Origin of the sequence: Achromobacter spanius (assembly GCF_039673305.1) — a bacterium.
In the GTDB taxonomy this organism is placed as follows: Bacteria; Pseudomonadota; Gammaproteobacteria; order Burkholderiales; family Burkholderiaceae_B; genus Achromobacter; species Achromobacter spanius_F.
This window is the reverse complement of sequence record NZ_JBDJLJ010000040.1, coordinates 34,206-49,092: the sequence shown is the minus strand read 5'-3', so window position 1 is coordinate 49,092 and position 14,887 is coordinate 34,206. Positions and strand designations below refer to the sequence as shown.

Sequence of the window (14,887 nt, the reverse complement as noted above, 5' to 3'; positions counted from 1 at the left end):
GGCCCAGCCAGCGCGAGGCGCCGCTCTGGGCGGCGGCGCCCGCGGCGCCCGCCGTGGCCGCGCCGGCGGCTGCCGGGGCGGCGGTGGCGCCTGCCGTGTTGTTGGTGGCGGCCGGCGGCGTGGTGGCCTGGCGCTGCGTGGTCACATTGGAGGATTGACGGCCGACGCTGCTGCCGCCACCCGCACGGCGGGCTTCGGCGTCAAACGACGCCGTCACCAGCGCCGCGCCGGAAACAGCGATGAGCGCCGCGGCGACAAACCGCGAAAGACAGAATTTGGACATAGGTTTGCTCCCTCGTACTCGCGCCCCCGCTGCCCCGAGCAACGGGAGGGTTCCGCGAAACACGGAACCATCTGCGCGACTTTTCTTACAGTAATCTGAATGGTGTAAGAATAACGGACAAGACGCCTCCCCACAAGTTCCCCGAGGGAGAGCGAAACATGCCGTGGACGGCCCCGCGGTCAGCCCAGGCGTACCCCTTCGTGCAGGGCGGCGATGCCGGCGGTCAGGTTGAAGTACTGCACCCGCTCCAGTCCGGCGGTACGCAGCATGTCGGCCAGGGTTTCCTGGTCGGGATGCATGCGGATGGATTCCGCCAGGTAGCGGTAGCTGGCCTCGTCGTTGGCGATCTTCTTGCCCAGCCAGGGCAGCACATTGAAGGAATACCAGTCGTAGGCCGGCGACAGGGGCTTGGCCACGCGCGAGAACTCCAGCACCAGCAGCTTGCCGCCCGGCTTGAGCACCCGGGTCATCTCGGCCAGCGCGCGGTCCTTGTGGGTCATGTTACGCAGGCCGAACGCCACGCTGACGCGATCGAAGTAACCGGACGGGAACGGCAGGCGCTCGGCGTCGCACACGGCGGCGGGCACCAGCAGCCCGGCATCCGTCAGGCGGTCGCGGCCCACGCGCAGCATGGAATCATTGATGTCGGTCAGCCAGACTTCGCCCGTGGGGCCGGCGCGCTTGGCGAAGGCGCGGGCCAGATCGCCCGTGCCGCCGGCGATGTCCAGCACCTTCATGCCGGGCCGGATGGCCGCGCGGCCGATGGTAAAGGCCTTCCAGACGCGGTGCAGGCCGGCGGACATGAAGTCGTTCATGACGTCGTAGCGCTGCGCCACCGAATGGAAGACTTCGGCGACCTTGCGGGCTTTTTCGCTTTCCGGCACCGACTGGAAGCCGAAGTGCGTGGATTGCGAGGCGGAATCCGCGGATTGTTGCGATTCGGAGGGGTTTTGCATGGTGAATTCCCGATATATCGTTCAATGGTAGCCTATCGGGCGCACGCCTGCGGCGGACGGGCCCGCCAGATGACGCGCCGCGGTCACATACCTGAAATATTGCGGCCATACTATCGCAATGTTCGCGCCGCGCCGGCGCTCCGAAGTGTGCCAAATCCCTCATGTCCAGCACCATCCTCGTCGTCGAAGACGAACCCGCAATCCAGGAACTGATCGCCGTCAACCTGTCCTTCGCCGGGCACAAGGTGCTGCGCGCCTTCGACGCCGACCAGGCCCAGACCCTGATCCGCGCCGAGCTTCCCGATCTGATCCTGCTGGATTGGATGCTGCCCGGCACGTCCGGACTGGCCATGGCGCGCAAGCTGCGCAACGACGAGCGCACCCGCGCCGTCCCCGTCATCATGCTGACCGCCAAGGGGTCGGAACAGGACAAGGTGGACGGCCTGGAAGCCGGCGCCGACGACTACATCACCAAGCCCTTCTCGCCGAAGGAGCTGATGGCCCGCATCAAGGCCGTGCTGCGCCGCCGCGCGCCCCAGCTGACCGATGACGTGATCGACGTGGGCGGCCTGAAGCTCGACCCCGTGACGCACCGGCTGTCGGGCAACAGCCAGTCGCTGCAGATCGGCCCCACCGAATTCCGCCTGCTCCACTTCTTCATGACGCACCCCGAGCGGGTGTTCTCCCGCTCGCAGCTCCTGGACCAGGTCTGGGGCGACCACGTGTTCGTGGAAGAACGCACCGTCGACGTCCATATCCGCCGCCTGCGCAAGGCGCTGGAACCCAGCGGCCACGACGCGCACGTGGAAACTGTCCGCGGCAGCGGCTACCGGTTTACTGCCCAGCTCCCGACGCGGTAAAACTCCCGCACGATGATCTGGCTGCGCACACTTTTCCTGGTCGCCCTGTGGGCGGTGCTTGCCTTGCTCGCGCAATGGCTCATTGGCGACCCCGCGGGCTGGCTGGTGTTCTCGGCGGCGCTGGCCGCCATGCTGCTCTGGCGCAGCTGGCGGCTGACCCTGGTTTCCCGCTGGGCCAACCACCCCGACTCCGCCCCGCCGGCCTCGGTCGGCCCCTGGGACGACATCCTCGCCCCGCTGTACCGCTACACCCGGGCCCGCGCCCGCGAACTCTCCGAAACCCGCGACACCATGCAGGGCATGCTGGCGGCCGCCCAGGCGCTGCCTGACGGCGCGGTCACCCTGAACGAAGACTTCCAGATCGACTGGTGCAACCGCATGGCGCGCCAGCACCTGGGCCTGCGCCTGCCGGCCGACCGCGGCCACAACCTGCTGAACCTGCTGCGCGCGCCGGAGTTCGTGGAATATGCGCACCGCGCCGCGTGGCCCGAGCCCATCCTGGTCCGCCTGGGCCAGCAGGGCCAGGAACGGCTGATGATGATGCAGCTGACGGCCTATGCCAGCAACCAGCGCCTGCTCATCACCCGCGACGTCACGCAGATCGAGCGCCTGGAGACCACGCGCCGCGACTTCGTCGCCAACGTGTCCCATGAACTGCGCACGCCGCTGACGGTGCTGGCCGGGTTTCTGGAGACGCTGCGCGACATGCCCGAGGACATGCTGCCCCAGGAACAACGCGCCCAGTACATCGACATGATGCACGAGCAGGCCCATCGCATGCAGGCCATCGTGGAAGACCTGCTGACCCTGTCCACGCTGGAATCGTCGCCGGGCAGCGACCCGCGCGCCGTCAACATGGGCGCGCTGCTGCAGAAGGCGCGCCAGCAGATCGAGGCCCTGTCGGGCGGCCGCCACGTGCTGGAATGGCATATCGATGAAAGCCTGGACGTGCTGGGCGCCGAAACCGAACTGACGTCCGCCCTGTCCAACCTGCTGACCAATGCCGTGCGCTACACGCCCGACGGCGGCACGATCACCGTGCGCTGGGAACGCGAGTCCGACGGCGGCGCGCGCTACAGCGTCCAGGACACCGGCATCGGCATCCCCGCCCGGCACCTGCCGCGGCTGACGGAACGCTTCTACCGCGTGGACCGCGGCCGGTCGCGCGCCGTCGGCGGCACCGGCCTGGGGCTGGCGATCACCAAGCACATCGCGATGCGCCACGACGCCGAACTGCTGATCACCAGCGAGCCCGGCAAGGGCAGCGTCTTCGCGTTGCGCTTCCCGCCCGACCGCATCGCCCTGGCTGAAGCCGCCTGACCCGGCCGTCCGCGCGCGGCGCCGCAGCCGCGCCGCGGATGGTAAATTTTTGGCCATGCGCATCCTGGTCATCGAAGACGAACCCAAACTGGCCGACTACCTCAAGAAGGGACTGTCGGAGCAAAGCCATGTCGTGGACGTGGCGCGCGATGGCCCGGACGGCCGCCACCTGGCGCTGGAAGGCGCCTACGACCTGATCGTGCTGGACGTCATGCTGCCGGGGATCGACGGCTTCGAAGTCCTGGCGTCGGCGCGCGCGCGCAAGGACACCCCCATCCTGATGCTGACGGCCCGCGACGCCGTGGAAGACCGCGTGCGCGGCCTGGAAGGCGGCGCCGACGACTATCTGGTCAAGCCCTTCGCGTTCTCCGAACTGCTGGCCCGCGTGCAGGCGCTGCTGCGCCGCGGACGCTCGCAGGAGCCCACGCTGCTGCGGCTGGCCGACCTGGAGCTGGACCTGGCGCGCCGCCGGGCCCGGCGCGCCGGACAGCGGCTGGACCTGACCGCCAAGGAATTCAGCCTGCTCGCGCTGCTGTTGCGCCGCCAGGGCCAGGTGCTGTCGCGCACGACCCTGGCCGAACAGGTCTGGGACATGAACTTCGACAGCGACACCAACGTCATCGACGTGGCGGTGCGGCGGCTGCGCGGCAAGCTGGACGATCCCTACGACACCAAATTGCTGCACACCGTGCGCGGCATGGGCTACGTGCTGGAATCGCGTCCGGCGGGGGAACGCTCCGCGTGAAGCGCCCCCGCATGCGCTCGATGCAGGCGCGGCTGACCCTGCTGCTGGGCGCCATCGCCCTGCTGGTGTCCAGCCTGGCCGGCGCGACGCTGTTCTGGGCGCTCAAGCGCGAAGTTGAACGCCAGGAGATCACCGAGGTCAGCGGCAAGCTGGAACTCATCGACCACCTGATCGACATGCAGAACAGCGCCAGCGGCCTGCACGACCTGGCCGCCACCTTCGACGAGATGCGCGCCGGGCAGGGCCAGCTGGGCATCTGGATCGAGGACGCCCAGGGCAACGTCGTCTACGGCGGCCCCGCCCCCGAAACGCTGGAAACCACGGACGGCCGGCAGGTCGTGCTGCAGGCGCCGGACGGCGGGCGCATGCGCGGCTTGCGGGTTGCCATGAACGACCGCATCCTGCCGGGCGCGCAGCTGACGGTGGCGGTCAGCACGCGCACCAGTTCGCAGTTCCTGTACGCCTACGGCACCGCGCTGCTGCTGATCTGCGCGCTGTGGGTGGGCGCCACCGTCGTGCTGGCGGCGTGGGCGGTGCGGCGCAGCATGGCGCCCGCCCGCAGGCTGTCCGGACAGGCGGCGCGCATCCAGCCCGACAATCTGGCGCGGCGCCTGCCGCTGGAAGACACCGACCGCGAACTCCACGAACTGGTGCGTTCCTTCAACCGCACGCTGGACCGGCTGCAGTCCGCCTACCAGCAGATGGAAGGCTTCAACGCCGACGTCGCGCACGAACTGCGCACCCCGCTGGCGACGCTGATCAACGGCACGCAGGTCATGCTGTCTTCGCCGCGCGACGCGCAGGAACTGCGCGACGCTCTGGAGTCCAACCTGGAAGAGCTGGAAGATCTGAAGACCCTGGTCAACGACATGCTGTTCCTGGCCCGCGCGGACCGCGGCGAACGCGCCGCCGACCTGGCCACGGTATCGCTGGCCGCCGAGGCCCGGCGCGTGGCGGAATACTACGAAGCGACGCTGGAGGAACACGCTGTCCGGCTGCGCTGCACCGGGGACGCCAGCGTCGCCGTCAACGCCGGGCTGGTGCGCCGCGCGCTGGCCAACCTGATTTCCAACGCGATCAAGGCCACGCCGCGCGGCGGCGAGATCGTGCTCGCCTGTTCGGCATCCGCCGCCGGCGCGCGGGTCGAGGTGCGCAATCCCGGCCCGCCCATCCCGCCCGCCGACCTGCCCCGCATCTTCGACCGATTTTTCCGTTCCGGCCAGGCGCGCGCCCCGCGCAGCGAGGGCCACGGGCTGGGCCTGGCCATCGTCCGCGCCATCGCGCGCATGCACGGCGGCGACGTGGATGCCGCGTCGGACGCGAACGGCACGGTCGTCGCCATCACCCTGAGGGGGCCAGACATCCCGGCCGGCCCCGCCAACATTACAAAAACGTAATCTGCGCGACAGGATCGGGTCACCCCGGCTTGCCTAAAGTGCCATCACGGTCACTCCTGAAAGGATCCTCGTGAAAGGCACCCTGCTCCGCACCACCCAAGCCGCCGTCCTGGCCCTGTCGCTTTCCGCCGGCGCCGCTTACGCCGCCGGCAGCCATGCGGGCCACGCCATGCCGGCGGCCTCCGCCCCCATCGGCAAGCCGGGCGATGCCGCCCGCGTGACGCGCACCATCGATATCGACATGTCGGACGCCATGCGCTTCACGCCCGCCAGCATCGACGTCAAGGCCGGCGAGACCGTGCGCCTGAACGTGCGCAACAGCGGCATGATCCGGCATGAACTGGTGCTGGGCACCGATGCGGACCTGAAATCGCACTACGACATGATGATGAAAGATCCCGGCATGCGGCACGAGGAACCCAATGCCGTGTCGCTCGAAGCCGGCAAGAGCGGCCAGATCGTGTGGCGATTCGACAAGGCGGGCACGGTGTCGTTCGGCTGCCTGGAGCCCGGCCATTATGCGGCGGGCATGAAGGGTTCGGTCTCGGTGCTGTGACATGAAGGCGCTCCCTCCCTCTTCCCGCCGGCGTTTCGTGCAGGGCCTGGCCAGCGGCGGCGCCCTGGCCGCTATCGGCGGCTGGCGCGCCGCGCTGGCGCAGCGGCCCGCGGCGCCAGCCGCCGAGCTGCGCGGCACCGAGTTCCACCTGGAGATCGGCGAAACCCCCGTGAACTTCACGGGCGCCGCGCGCATCGCCACCACGGTAAACGGACAGTTGCCCGCGCCGCTGCTGCGCTGGCGCGAAGGCGACACGGTCACGCTGCACGTGGCCAACCGCCTGCGCGAGCAGACGTCCATCCATTGGCACGGCATCCTCCTGCCCACGGAGATGGACGGCGTGCCGGGCCTGAGCTTCCCGGGCATCGATCCCGGCCAGACCTTCACCTACCGCTTCAAGGTGCGCCAGAGCGGCACCTACTGGTACCACAGCCATTCGGGCTTCCAGGAACAGACCGGTCTGTACGGCGCCATCGTGATCGATCCGCGGCGGCGCGACCCCATCGCGTCCGACCGCGACTACACGGTGCTGCTGTCGGACTGGACGGACGAAGATCCGATGCGCCTGTTCAACAAGCTGAAGGTGATGCCCGACTACTACAACCGCATCCAGCCCAGCGTCCAGAGCCTGGCGGCCGAGGCGCGGGACAAGGGCTGGCGCGGGGCGCTGGCCGAACGCCTGATGTGGGAACAGATGCGCATGAACCCGTCGGACCTGGCGGACGTGTCCGGCTCCACGTACACCTTTCTCACGAACGGCGCCACGCCGGCAGGCAACTGGACGGGGCTGTTCACGCCGGGCGAGCGCGTGCGTCTGCGCTTCATCAACGGTTCGGCGATGACGTACTTCGACGTGCGCATCCCGGGGTTGAAGATGACCGTCGTGGCCGCGGACGGGCAGGACGTGCGCCCGGTCGAGATCGAGGAATTCCGCATTGGCGTGGCGGAAACCTATGACGTCATCGTCGAGCCGCGGGAAGACCGCGCCTACACCATCTTCTCGCAGGCCATGGACCGTTCCGGCTACGCGCGCGCCACGCTGGCCCCGCGGCCCGGCATGCAGGCCGAGGTGCCGGAACTGGACCGCGTGCAGCTGCTGGGCATGATGGACATGGGCATGGCGCACGACATGGGCGGGCAAGGCGCGGGCGGACACGACATGGGCGGCATGCAGGACGGCGGCGCTGCTGCCGGCATGAACCATGCCGGCGTCCACGGTTCCGGCGCGAACCAGGGCGGCATGGTGGAGGTCAGGCACCCCTACCCCGCCGAACGTGGCGTGGGCAATTCCATGCTGCCGGACGTGGTGTCGACGCGGCTGGACGATCCCGGCGTGGGCCTGCGCGACAACGGCCGACGCGTGCTGACCTACGCCGACCTGCACTCGGTGCGCGAGCCCGACGACAACCGCGCCCCCTCGCGCGAGATCGAGCTGCACCTGACGGGCAACATGGAGCGCTACATGTGGTCGTTCAACGGCGTGAGGTTTTCGGACGCCAAGCCCATCGTGCTGCGCTACGGCGAACGCGTGCGCTTCGTGCTGGTCAACGACACGATGATGACGCATCCGATCCACCTGCACGGACTGTGGAGCGACCTGGAATCGCCCGACGGCGCGTTCCAGGTCCGCAAGCACACGATCACCCTCAATCCGGCGCAGCGCCTGAGCTACCGCGTCAGCGCCGATGCGCGCGGGCACTGGGCCTACCACTGCCATCTGCTGTATCACATGGAGGCCGGCATGTTCAGGGCGGTCGTGGTGGAGTAACGATGAAAACGATCAAATCGCAACATCCCCTGCTCGGCGCGTGCGCCCTTGTCTTCACCCTGGCGGCCCAGCCTGCCTGGGCGCAGGACGTGGATCATTCCAGCATGCCGGGCATGGATCACGGCGCGATGAACCACGGAACGCCGCCCGCCCCGACGCCGACGGACCACGCCGGCATGGACCACTCGGGCATGGACCATGGACCGGCCGGCCACGGCGCCGCGCCCACCGTGCCACCCGCCGCAGCATCCGCCGCGCCGCCCGTCGGCAGCCTGCCCGCCAGCGACGGCACGGGCGAGCGCGGCTACGACAGCTACGGCATCCACCCGCACATGATGGACAACGCGCCCACGTGGCAAGTGCTGTTCGACAAGTTCGGCGTCGCGCGCAACCGGGACGGCCAAAATGCGCTGGAGTGGGACGGCCGCTTCTGGGCCGGCACCGCCACGGACAGGCTGCTGGTCAAGAGCGAGGGCGAGCGCGAGAACGGCGGCGGTTCGGACGGCAAGGTCGAAGCATTCTGGAGCCACGCCGTGTCGCCGTTCTGGGACCTGCAGCTGGGCGCGCGCCGCGACATCGGCACGGGGCCCAAGCGCAACTGGGCCGCGATCGGCATCGAAGGCGTGCTGCCGTACAACATCGAATTGGAGACCACCGCCTACGTGGGTTCGTCCGGCCGCACGGCCCTGGCGCTGAAGGCCGAATACGACCTGCTGCTGACCCAGCGGCTGATCCTCACGCCCGAGCTGCAGGCCAGCCTCTACGGCAAGGACGACCCAGCGCGAGGCATCGGTTCCGGCCTGTCGCAGGGCGCGTTTTCGCTGCGCCTGCGCTACGAGGTCAGCCGCGAGTTCGCCCCCTATGTTGGCGTATCCTTTGAACGCAAGTTCGGCCAGACCGCAAGCTACGCGGCCGACGCCGGCGAAAGCCGGTCGCAGGCCGCCATCATCGCGGGCGTGCGCTTCTGGTTCTGACCGCCTGCGCCCGCCCGACAGGCCCCCTAATTCTCTGCACGGAGCATCATGAACGTTTCCCGCCTTACGCGCCGTCTCACGCGCCGCCTGGTTCTTGCCGCGGCCCTGGCCGCCCCCGCGCTCGCCGCCGCGCAAACGCCCGTCAAGGTGCAGGTCTGGAAGACGCCCACCTGCGGCTGCTGCGAGGACTGGGTGAAGCACATGCGCGACAACGGCTTCGAGGTGACCACGCACGACGTCCAGGACACCGGCCCCATCCGCCGCAACGCGGGCATGGCGGACTACGGCTCCTGCCACACCGCCATGGTGGACGGCTACGCCGTCGAAGGACATGTGCCGGCGAGCGACGTGCGCCGGCTGCTGCTGGAAAAGCCCGACGCGGCGGGCCTGGCCGCGCCGGGCATGCCGCTGGGATCGCCCGGCATGGACGGCCCCGAATATGGCGGCCGCAAGACGCCGCACGACGTCGTGCTGGTGGACAAGCGGGGCCAGGCCAAGGTCTACCAGGCGTACCGCTAGCCGACGGCGCCGGCCGGCGCACTGGCCGGTGCGCTGGCCGGCGCGCTGGCCGCCGCACTAGCCGCCGCACTAGCCGCCGCACTAGCCGCTCTACTTACCGCCTCACTGAAACAATTCATCCACACCGGCTCAATGGCTACTCCTTGCACTGCAGCAAAAATGGTCCACAATAAATAAAAACGCGTTTCTCACCCACCCCTTGGCTGTCATGGCACAAATCGTCCTGTTCGAGAACATCCACCCGAGCGCCCGCGCCGTCTTCGAGGCCGCCGGCTACACCGACATCGTCACGCATGCCGCGGCCCTGCCTCCGGCGCAATTGCACGACGCCCTGCGCGGCGTGCAAGTGGCGGGGATACGTTCTCGCACCCACCTGGATGCCGCCCTGCTGTCCGGCAACCCCGACCTGCGCGTCGTGGGCTGCTTCTGCATCGGCACCAACCAGGTGGATCTGGACACCGCCATGCAGCGCGGCATCCCGGTCTTCAACGCGCCGTTCTCCAACACCCGCTCGGTCGCCGAGCTGGTGCTGGGCGAAGCCATCCTGCTCTTGCGCCGGATCCCCGAAAAGAACGCCCGCGTCCACCTGGGCCACTGGGACAAGAGCGCCGCGGGCGCCTTCGAGACCCGCGGCAAGACGCTGGGCATCGTGGGCTACGGCAATATCGGCTCGCAGATCAGCACCCTGGCCGAAAGCCTGGGCATGCGCGTGATCTACCACGACGTCGAAGCCAAGCTGCCGCTGGGCAACGCCCGTCCCGCCGGCACGCTGAACGACCTGCTGGAACAGGCCGACGTCGTCACGCTGCATGTGCCCGGCGGCAAGTCCACCGAAAACATCATGAACGCCGAGACGATCGGGCGCATGCGCCGCGGCGCCATCCTGATCAACGCCTCGCGCGGCACGGTGGTGGATATCGCCGCGCTGCACGCGGCGCTGAAGTCCGGCCACCTGGCCGGCGCCGCGCTAGACGTGTTCCCCACCGAGCCCAAGGGCGCGGACGAACCGCTCGCCAGCCCGCTGATCGGCATGTCCAACGTCATCCTGACCCCGCACATCGGCGGCAGCACGCAGGAATCGCAAGAGAACATCGGCCGCGAAGTGGCCGAGAAGCTGGTGCGCTTCCTGCAGGCCGGCACCACCAAGGGCGCGGTCAACTTCCCCGAACTGCCGTTCCTGGAGCAGGCCGGCGGCACGCGCATCCTGCACGTCCACCGCAACGCGCCAGGCGCGCTGGGCGCCCTGGACAACCTGATGGCGCAGCACGGCCTGAACATCGTCAGCCAGACCCTGCAGACCCGCGGACAGATCGGCTACGTGATCACCGATGTCGAGGGCGAGGTCGACGACATCGTGATGACCGACCTGCGCAACCACCCCATCACCGTGCGCTGCGACCGGCTGTAAAAGACAAGAGCCCCTTCGGGGGCTCTTCTGTTTTGGGCCGCGGCCCACTACGCAGCGCAGGCCCGCAAGCGGCGCCCTTCAACGCGCCCGGACGATCCGGGGACGTCAGGCGCCCGCGGAATCGCGCGCGGCGCGCAGCAGGCATTCCGCGATCTTCTCGCGCACGCTGCCCGCATCGAAGGGTAGTCGGCCGATGATGCCGATCTCGCGATGGAAGGCCAGTCCGTCCAGCGGCAGAAGGCGCAGGCCCGTCATGTCCAGCCGCCGCAGCCTGGGCAGCAGCGCCACGCCCAGGCCATGCCGCACCATGCCCGCGATGGCCTCGATCTCGTCGAGCTCCACGGCCTCGTGCACGTTGATGCGGTGCTTCTTCAGGAAGACGTCCACCACCCGCCCGCCGAACGACGCGCGGTCGTAGCGGATAAAGGGCTGGGTCGCGAGCAGTTCACGCCAGGGGGCAAGCGGCATGGACTCGGGCATGGCCAGCATCACCGGCTCGCTCATCAGCGGCTGCCAGCCCAGTTCGGGCGGCAGCGCGAACGGCGGACGGATCAGCACGGCCAGGTCCACTTCGCCGGCGTCCACCTGCCCCAGCAGCGACAGCGAAACCCCCGGCACGATCCGCACCCGCACGTCCGGATAGGCGGCGCGGAACTCGCCCACCGCATGCACCAGCAGATCCTGTTGCACCGAGGCGATGGCGCCGATGCGCAGCGATCCGCTGACGTGGCCCGCGCCCGCCGAGGCCGCCATGCGCTCGGCCATGGCGACCAGCTCTTCGGCCTGCGGCAGCATCTCGCGGCCATGGGCGTTCAGCACCGCCGCGCGAGGCCCTCGGTCGAAGAGATCGACCCCCAGGTATTCCTCCAGGCGCTTGATCTGGGCGCTGACCGCGGACTGGGTCAGCCCCAGCTGGGCGCCCGCCCCCGTGAAGGTGCCATCGCGCGCCACGGCGAGAAAGGTCTTGAATTCCTTGATCACTATCAATAATTTCGATGGTAAGGCACAAAAAATATCGTTTTTCAATAAAAAAAACAATACCTAAACTATCGGCAGATGCTAAGGCCCGCCTTTATTGCGGCGGGCCCGCATTCTGACCGATCATTTTTTCTTTGCCTGACCCGGAGCCTTGCATGTCCGCTCAAACCAACCTGCCGCCGTTCCACCTGGCCTTCCCCGTCCGCGACCTGGCCGAAGCCCGCGCCTTCTATGGCGAAAAACTGGGCTGTCCGGAGGGCCGCAGCTCGCCCGAATGGATCGACTTCAACTTCTACGGCCACCAGATCGTGGCGCACCTGGCGCCCAGCGAATGCGGCCACAAGGCCACCAGCGCCGTGGATTCGCACAATGTGCCCGTCCGCCATTTCGGCGCCGTCCTTTCCATGGAACAATGGCAGGACATGGCCAAGCGCCTGACCGACGTCGGCACCGAGTTCGTCATCGAACCCTACATCCGCTTCAAGGGCGAAGTGGGCGAACAAGCCACGATGTTCTTCCTGGATCCGTCGGGCAATGCGCTTGAATTCAAGGCGTTCAAGAACATGGATTCTTTGTTCGCCAAGTAATCCGTCACTACAGGTTTCGTGCCGTTGAACGCAATACCCGACTCCCATTCTCCGGCCGAAACCCGCTGGCGCATCCTGCCCCAGGGTGACCGCTGCCTGATCATTTCGTTTGGCGAGAAGATCGACGCGGCGGTCGGCCGAACCTGTCTTGCCGCCGCCCGCAAGCTGCGCGACGCGCGGCTGCCCGGCGTGACCGACGTCGTGCCTTCGTTTGTCGCGGTGGCCGTGCACTACCGGCCCGGAGGCCACGGCGAAGGCCCCACCTACGCCACGCTCTCCGAACACATCCAGGCCTTGCTGGCCGACGGCATTCCTGCCGGCGATGCCGGCGGACGCGAAGTCGACATCCCCGTCTGCTACGGCGGCGAACACGGCCCCGACCTGGCCGACGTGGCCCGCGCGGCCCGCCTGACGCCCGATGGCGTCATCCAGTTGCACAGCCAGCCCCGCAGCATGGTGTTCATGCTGGGTTTCGCGCCCGGCCATGCCTACCTGGGCGTGCACGACGAAAAACTGAACATTCCGCGGCGCCCCTCGCCGCGCACCGCGGTGCCCCCGGGCGCCGTGGCGATCGCCAACCGCCAGACCGTGATCTACCCGAACCGGCTGCCGGGCGGCTGGAACATCATCGGCGCCACCCCGCTCGTCATGTTCGATCCGACCCGGGAACCCGCGGCCCTGCTGCAGCCCGGGGACTCGGTGCGTTTCGTGCCCATCGGCCCCGACGAGTTCGACCGCATCCGGGGAGCCCGGCCATGAGCGTCACCGTGATCAAGCCGGGCATGCTGTCCAGCTTCCAGGACCGCGGGCGCGAGGGCTACCAGCACCAGGGCATCCCTGTGGCGGGCGCCATGGACGAACGCGCGCACCGGCTGGCCAATGCGCTGGCCGGCAACGACGACGACCCCGCCACCCTGGAAATCACCCTGACGGGCCCCACGCTGCGCTTTGACGCCCCGGCCTGTTTCGCCCTGGCCGGCGCCGACCTGGGCGCCACGCTGAACGGCCAGGACATCCCCCTGCTGCGCCCGCTGGTGGCCCGGGCAGGCGACGTGCTGGCCTTCGGCGCCCGTCCGGCGGCCGGCGTGCGCGCCTATCTGGCCGTGCACGGGGGCTTTGCGCTCCCGCCCGTCATGGGCAGCCAGACCACCTACCTGCGCAGCGGCTTCGGCGGCTTCCAGGGGCGCGCGCTGGCCAAGGGCGACGTCGTTCCCCTGAGCCGGCCGCTTGCGCAAGACCGCGATGCCGATGCGCTGCAAAAAGACCTGTCGAATGTGCGCGTCTACCTGCCCGCCGTGCTGGGCAACAAGCCGCGCGAATTCATCCGCTTCCTGCCCGGCGTGCACTGGCCGGAGTTCTCGCAATCGAGCCGCCGCGCCTTCGGCCAAGCCGAATTCCGCATCAGCCCGCAATCGGACCGCATGGGCTACCGCCTGCAGGGCCGGCCGCTGACCATGCACCAGCCGCGCCAGATGCTGTCCGAGGCCGCCTGCTTCGGCACCGTGCAGGTGCCGTCGGGCGGCGAGGCCATCATCCTCATGGCCGACCGGCAGACCACCGGCGGCTATCCCAAGATCGCGCAGATCGCCACCGTGGACCTGCCCCCCCTGGCGCAGTGCGCGCCCGGACAGGTCCTGCGCTTCCAGCAGATCGAACTCGACGAAGCGCAACGCCTGGACGGCGAGCGCGAGCGCGCCTTTGCCCAATTGCAGGAAGCGCTGGCGCCGCTGCGCGCGCTCCTGGCCTAGAAAGGAAACCGCTATGACCACCCGCATCGATATGAACTGCGACATGGGCGAAAGCTATGGCGCCTGGACCATGGGCAACGACGCCGCGGTGCTGCAGTACGTCAGCTCCGCCAACATCGCCTGCGGCTTCCACGGCGGCGACCCCGCCACCATGCGCAAGACCGTGGCGGCGGCGCTCAAGCAGGGCGTGGCGCTGGGCGCCCATCCCAGCCTGCAGGACCTGGCCGGCTTTGGCCGCCGCGTCATCCAGATCAGTCCCGACGAGGCCTACGACATCGTCGTCTACCAGATCGGCGCCCTGGCCGGCGTGGCGGCCTCGCAAGGCGCGCGCCTGCATCATGTGAAGGCGCACGGCGCGCTCTACAACATGGCGGCCAAGGACGAAAACCTGGCGCGGGCCATCTGCCAGGCGGTGAAGGACGTGGACGCCTCGCTGATCCTGTACGGCCTGGCAGGCAGCAAGCTGATCGACGCCGCGCGCGCCATCGGTCTGGCGGCCGCCAACGAAGTCTTCGCCGACCGCTCCTACCAGGACGACGGTTCGCTCACGCCGCGCACGCGCGCCGGCGCCATGATCGAAGACGTGGAACAGGCCGTGGCGCAGGTGGTGCGCATGGTGCGCGAAGGCGTGGTGCGGTCAGTCGACGGCAAAGATGTGCCGGTGCAGGCCGACACGCTCTGTATCCATGGCGATCAGCCCAACGCGCTGATCTTCGCCAACGGCATCCGCCAGGCCCTGGAAAAGGCCGGCATCGAAGTGCGCACGCCGGCCCGGGCCTGACAGCCGG

General features: G+C 68.7%; 15 protein-coding genes and 1 pseudogene. 13 read left to right on the top strand and 3 right to left on the bottom strand.

Translation table 11 applies throughout. The features are described 5' to 3' along the window. Together ABE485_RS23240 and ubiE are read right to left on the bottom strand one after the other, a co-directional pair. Positions 1-283 (bottom strand): annotated as a pseudogene (locus ABE485_RS23240) (Tim44 domain-containing protein); the annotation flags it as partial. A gap of 179 nt (positions 284-462) precedes the next feature. Further along, positions 463-1,239, bottom strand: coding sequence for a bifunctional demethylmenaquinone methyltransferase/2-methoxy-6-polyprenyl-1,4-benzoquinol methylase UbiE (ubiE, locus tag ABE485_RS23235; RefSeq protein ID WP_346517606.1), 777 nt, complete (start codon positions 1,237-1,239; stop codon positions 463-465). 161 nt (positions 1,240-1,400) lie between these two features. Here ubiE and phoB point away from each other — a divergent pair, with 161 nt between their 5' ends. From phoB to serA, 9 genes are all read left to right on the top strand, one after another. Beyond that, a complete protein-coding gene (gene phoB / locus ABE485_RS23230; protein WP_006227196.1) occupies positions 1,401-2,099 on the top strand; it encodes a phosphate regulon transcriptional regulator PhoB in 699 nt (232 codons plus the stop codon). Positions 2,100-2,111: 12 nt separating this feature from the next. Beyond that, complete coding sequence (phoR, locus tag ABE485_RS23225; RefSeq protein ID WP_346517605.1) at positions 2,112-3,419, top strand: phosphate regulon sensor histidine kinase PhoR; 1,308 nt, start codon at positions 2,112-2,114, stop codon at positions 3,417-3,419. A 55-nt stretch (positions 3,420-3,474) separates the two neighbouring features. Continuing rightward, positions 3,475-4,164 carry a heavy metal response regulator transcription factor gene (locus tag ABE485_RS23220; RefSeq protein WP_346517604.1) on the top strand — a complete coding sequence of 230 codons (690 nt, stop codon included), beginning with the start codon at positions 3,475-3,477 and terminating at the stop codon, positions 4,162-4,164. Further along, entirely contained in the window at positions 4,161-5,561 is a 1,401-nt protein-coding gene (locus ABE485_RS23215; RefSeq protein ID WP_430795462.1) for a heavy metal sensor histidine kinase, read from the top strand. Before ABE485_RS23220 ends, ABE485_RS23215 begins: the two co-directional genes overlap by 4 nt. 70 nt (positions 5,562-5,631) lie before the next feature. Next, positions 5,632-6,117 (top strand): cupredoxin family protein, encoded by a 486-nt coding sequence (locus ABE485_RS23210; protein WP_346517603.1) that lies wholly within the window; start codon positions 5,632-5,634, stop codon positions 6,115-6,117. Position 6,118: 1 nt separating this feature from the next. Further along, entirely contained in the window at positions 6,119-7,885 is a 1,767-nt protein-coding gene (locus tag ABE485_RS23205) for a copper resistance system multicopper oxidase (RefSeq protein WP_346517602.1), read from the top strand. Between the two features lie 2 nt (positions 7,886-7,887). Then, complete coding sequence (locus ABE485_RS23200) at positions 7,888-8,859, top strand: copper resistance protein B (RefSeq protein ID WP_346517601.1); 972 nt, start codon at positions 7,888-7,890, stop codon at positions 8,857-8,859. 48 nt (positions 8,860-8,907) lie between these two features. Then, the gene (locus tag ABE485_RS23195; protein ID WP_346517600.1) at positions 8,908-9,378 is read left to right on the top strand and encodes a DUF411 domain-containing protein; all 471 of its coding nucleotides are present in this window, start codon (positions 8,908-8,910) and stop codon (positions 9,376-9,378) included. Between the two features lie 208 nt (positions 9,379-9,586). Beyond that, positions 9,587-10,786: a phosphoglycerate dehydrogenase gene (gene serA / locus ABE485_RS23190; protein WP_346517599.1), complete on the top strand. Its 1,200-nt coding sequence runs from the start codon at positions 9,587-9,589 to the stop codon at positions 10,784-10,786. Positions 10,787-10,891: 105 nt separating this feature from the next. Here the strand turns inward: serA and ABE485_RS23185 are convergent, their stop codons facing one another. Then, positions 10,892-11,767, bottom strand: a complete 876-nt coding sequence (locus ABE485_RS23185; RefSeq protein WP_346517598.1) for a LysR family transcriptional regulator — start codon at positions 11,765-11,767, stop codon at positions 10,892-10,894. 152 nt (positions 11,768-11,919) lie between these two features. On the opposite strand from ABE485_RS23185, the gene ABE485_RS23180 reads away from it, so the two are divergent. Genes ABE485_RS23180 through ABE485_RS23165 form a run of 4 tightly spaced genes read left to right on the top strand, consistent with a single transcriptional unit; the run spans position 11,920 to position 14,880 of the window. Continuing rightward, positions 11,920-12,351 (top strand): VOC family protein, encoded by a 432-nt coding sequence (locus ABE485_RS23180; protein ID WP_346517597.1) that lies wholly within the window; start codon positions 11,920-11,922, stop codon positions 12,349-12,351. 18 nt (positions 12,352-12,369) lie between these two features. Next, positions 12,370-13,110: a 5-oxoprolinase subunit PxpB gene (pxpB, locus tag ABE485_RS23175; protein ID WP_430795461.1), complete on the top strand. Its 741-nt coding sequence runs from the start codon at positions 12,370-12,372 to the stop codon at positions 13,108-13,110. Then, positions 13,107-14,099 carry a biotin-dependent carboxyltransferase family protein gene (locus tag ABE485_RS23170; RefSeq protein ID WP_346517595.1) on the top strand — a complete coding sequence of 331 codons (993 nt, stop codon included), beginning with the start codon at positions 13,107-13,109 and terminating at the stop codon, positions 14,097-14,099. The genes pxpB and ABE485_RS23170 overlap by 4 nt, the downstream gene beginning before the upstream one ends. Before the next feature lie 13 nt (positions 14,100-14,112). Next, positions 14,113-14,880 (top strand): LamB/YcsF family protein, encoded by a 768-nt coding sequence (locus ABE485_RS23165; RefSeq protein ID WP_346517594.1) that lies wholly within the window; start codon positions 14,113-14,115, stop codon positions 14,878-14,880. Positions 14,881-14,887 lie beyond the last annotated feature (7 nt).

Bases quoted from the DNA above. Each gene is read 5' to 3' on its own strand.
- phoR (WP_346517605.1), top strand. From the start codon at position 2,112: ATGATCTGGCTGCGCACACTTTTCCTGGTCGCCCTGTGGGCGGTGCTT.
- phoB (WP_006227196.1), top strand. From the start codon at position 1,401: ATGTCCAGCACCATCCTCGTCGTCGAAGACGAACCCGCAATCCAGGAA.
- serA (WP_346517599.1), top strand. From the start codon at position 9,587: ATGGCACAAATCGTCCTGTTCGAGAACATCCACCCGAGCGCCCGCGCC.
- ABE485_RS23195 (WP_346517600.1), top strand. From the start codon at position 8,908: ATGAACGTTTCCCGCCTTACGCGCCGTCTCACGCGCCGCCTGGTTCTT.
- ABE485_RS23205 (WP_346517602.1), top strand. From the start codon at position 6,119: ATGAAGGCGCTCCCTCCCTCTTCCCGCCGGCGTTTCGTGCAGGGCCTG.
- ABE485_RS23170 (WP_346517595.1), top strand. From the start codon at position 13,107: ATGAGCGTCACCGTGATCAAGCCGGGCATGCTGTCCAGCTTCCAGGAC.
- ABE485_RS23180 (WP_346517597.1), top strand. From the start codon at position 11,920: ATGTCCGCTCAAACCAACCTGCCGCCGTTCCACCTGGCCTTCCCCGTC.
- ubiE (WP_346517606.1), bottom strand. From the start codon at position 1,239: ATGCAAAACCCCTCCGAATCGCAACAATCCGCGGATTCCGCCTCGCAA.
- ABE485_RS23200 (WP_346517601.1), top strand. From the start codon at position 7,888: ATGAAAACGATCAAATCGCAACATCCCCTGCTCGGCGCGTGCGCCCTT.
- ABE485_RS23220 (WP_346517604.1), top strand. From the start codon at position 3,475: ATGCGCATCCTGGTCATCGAAGACGAACCCAAACTGGCCGACTACCTC.
- ABE485_RS23165 (WP_346517594.1), top strand. From the start codon at position 14,113: ATGACCACCCGCATCGATATGAACTGCGACATGGGCGAAAGCTATGGC.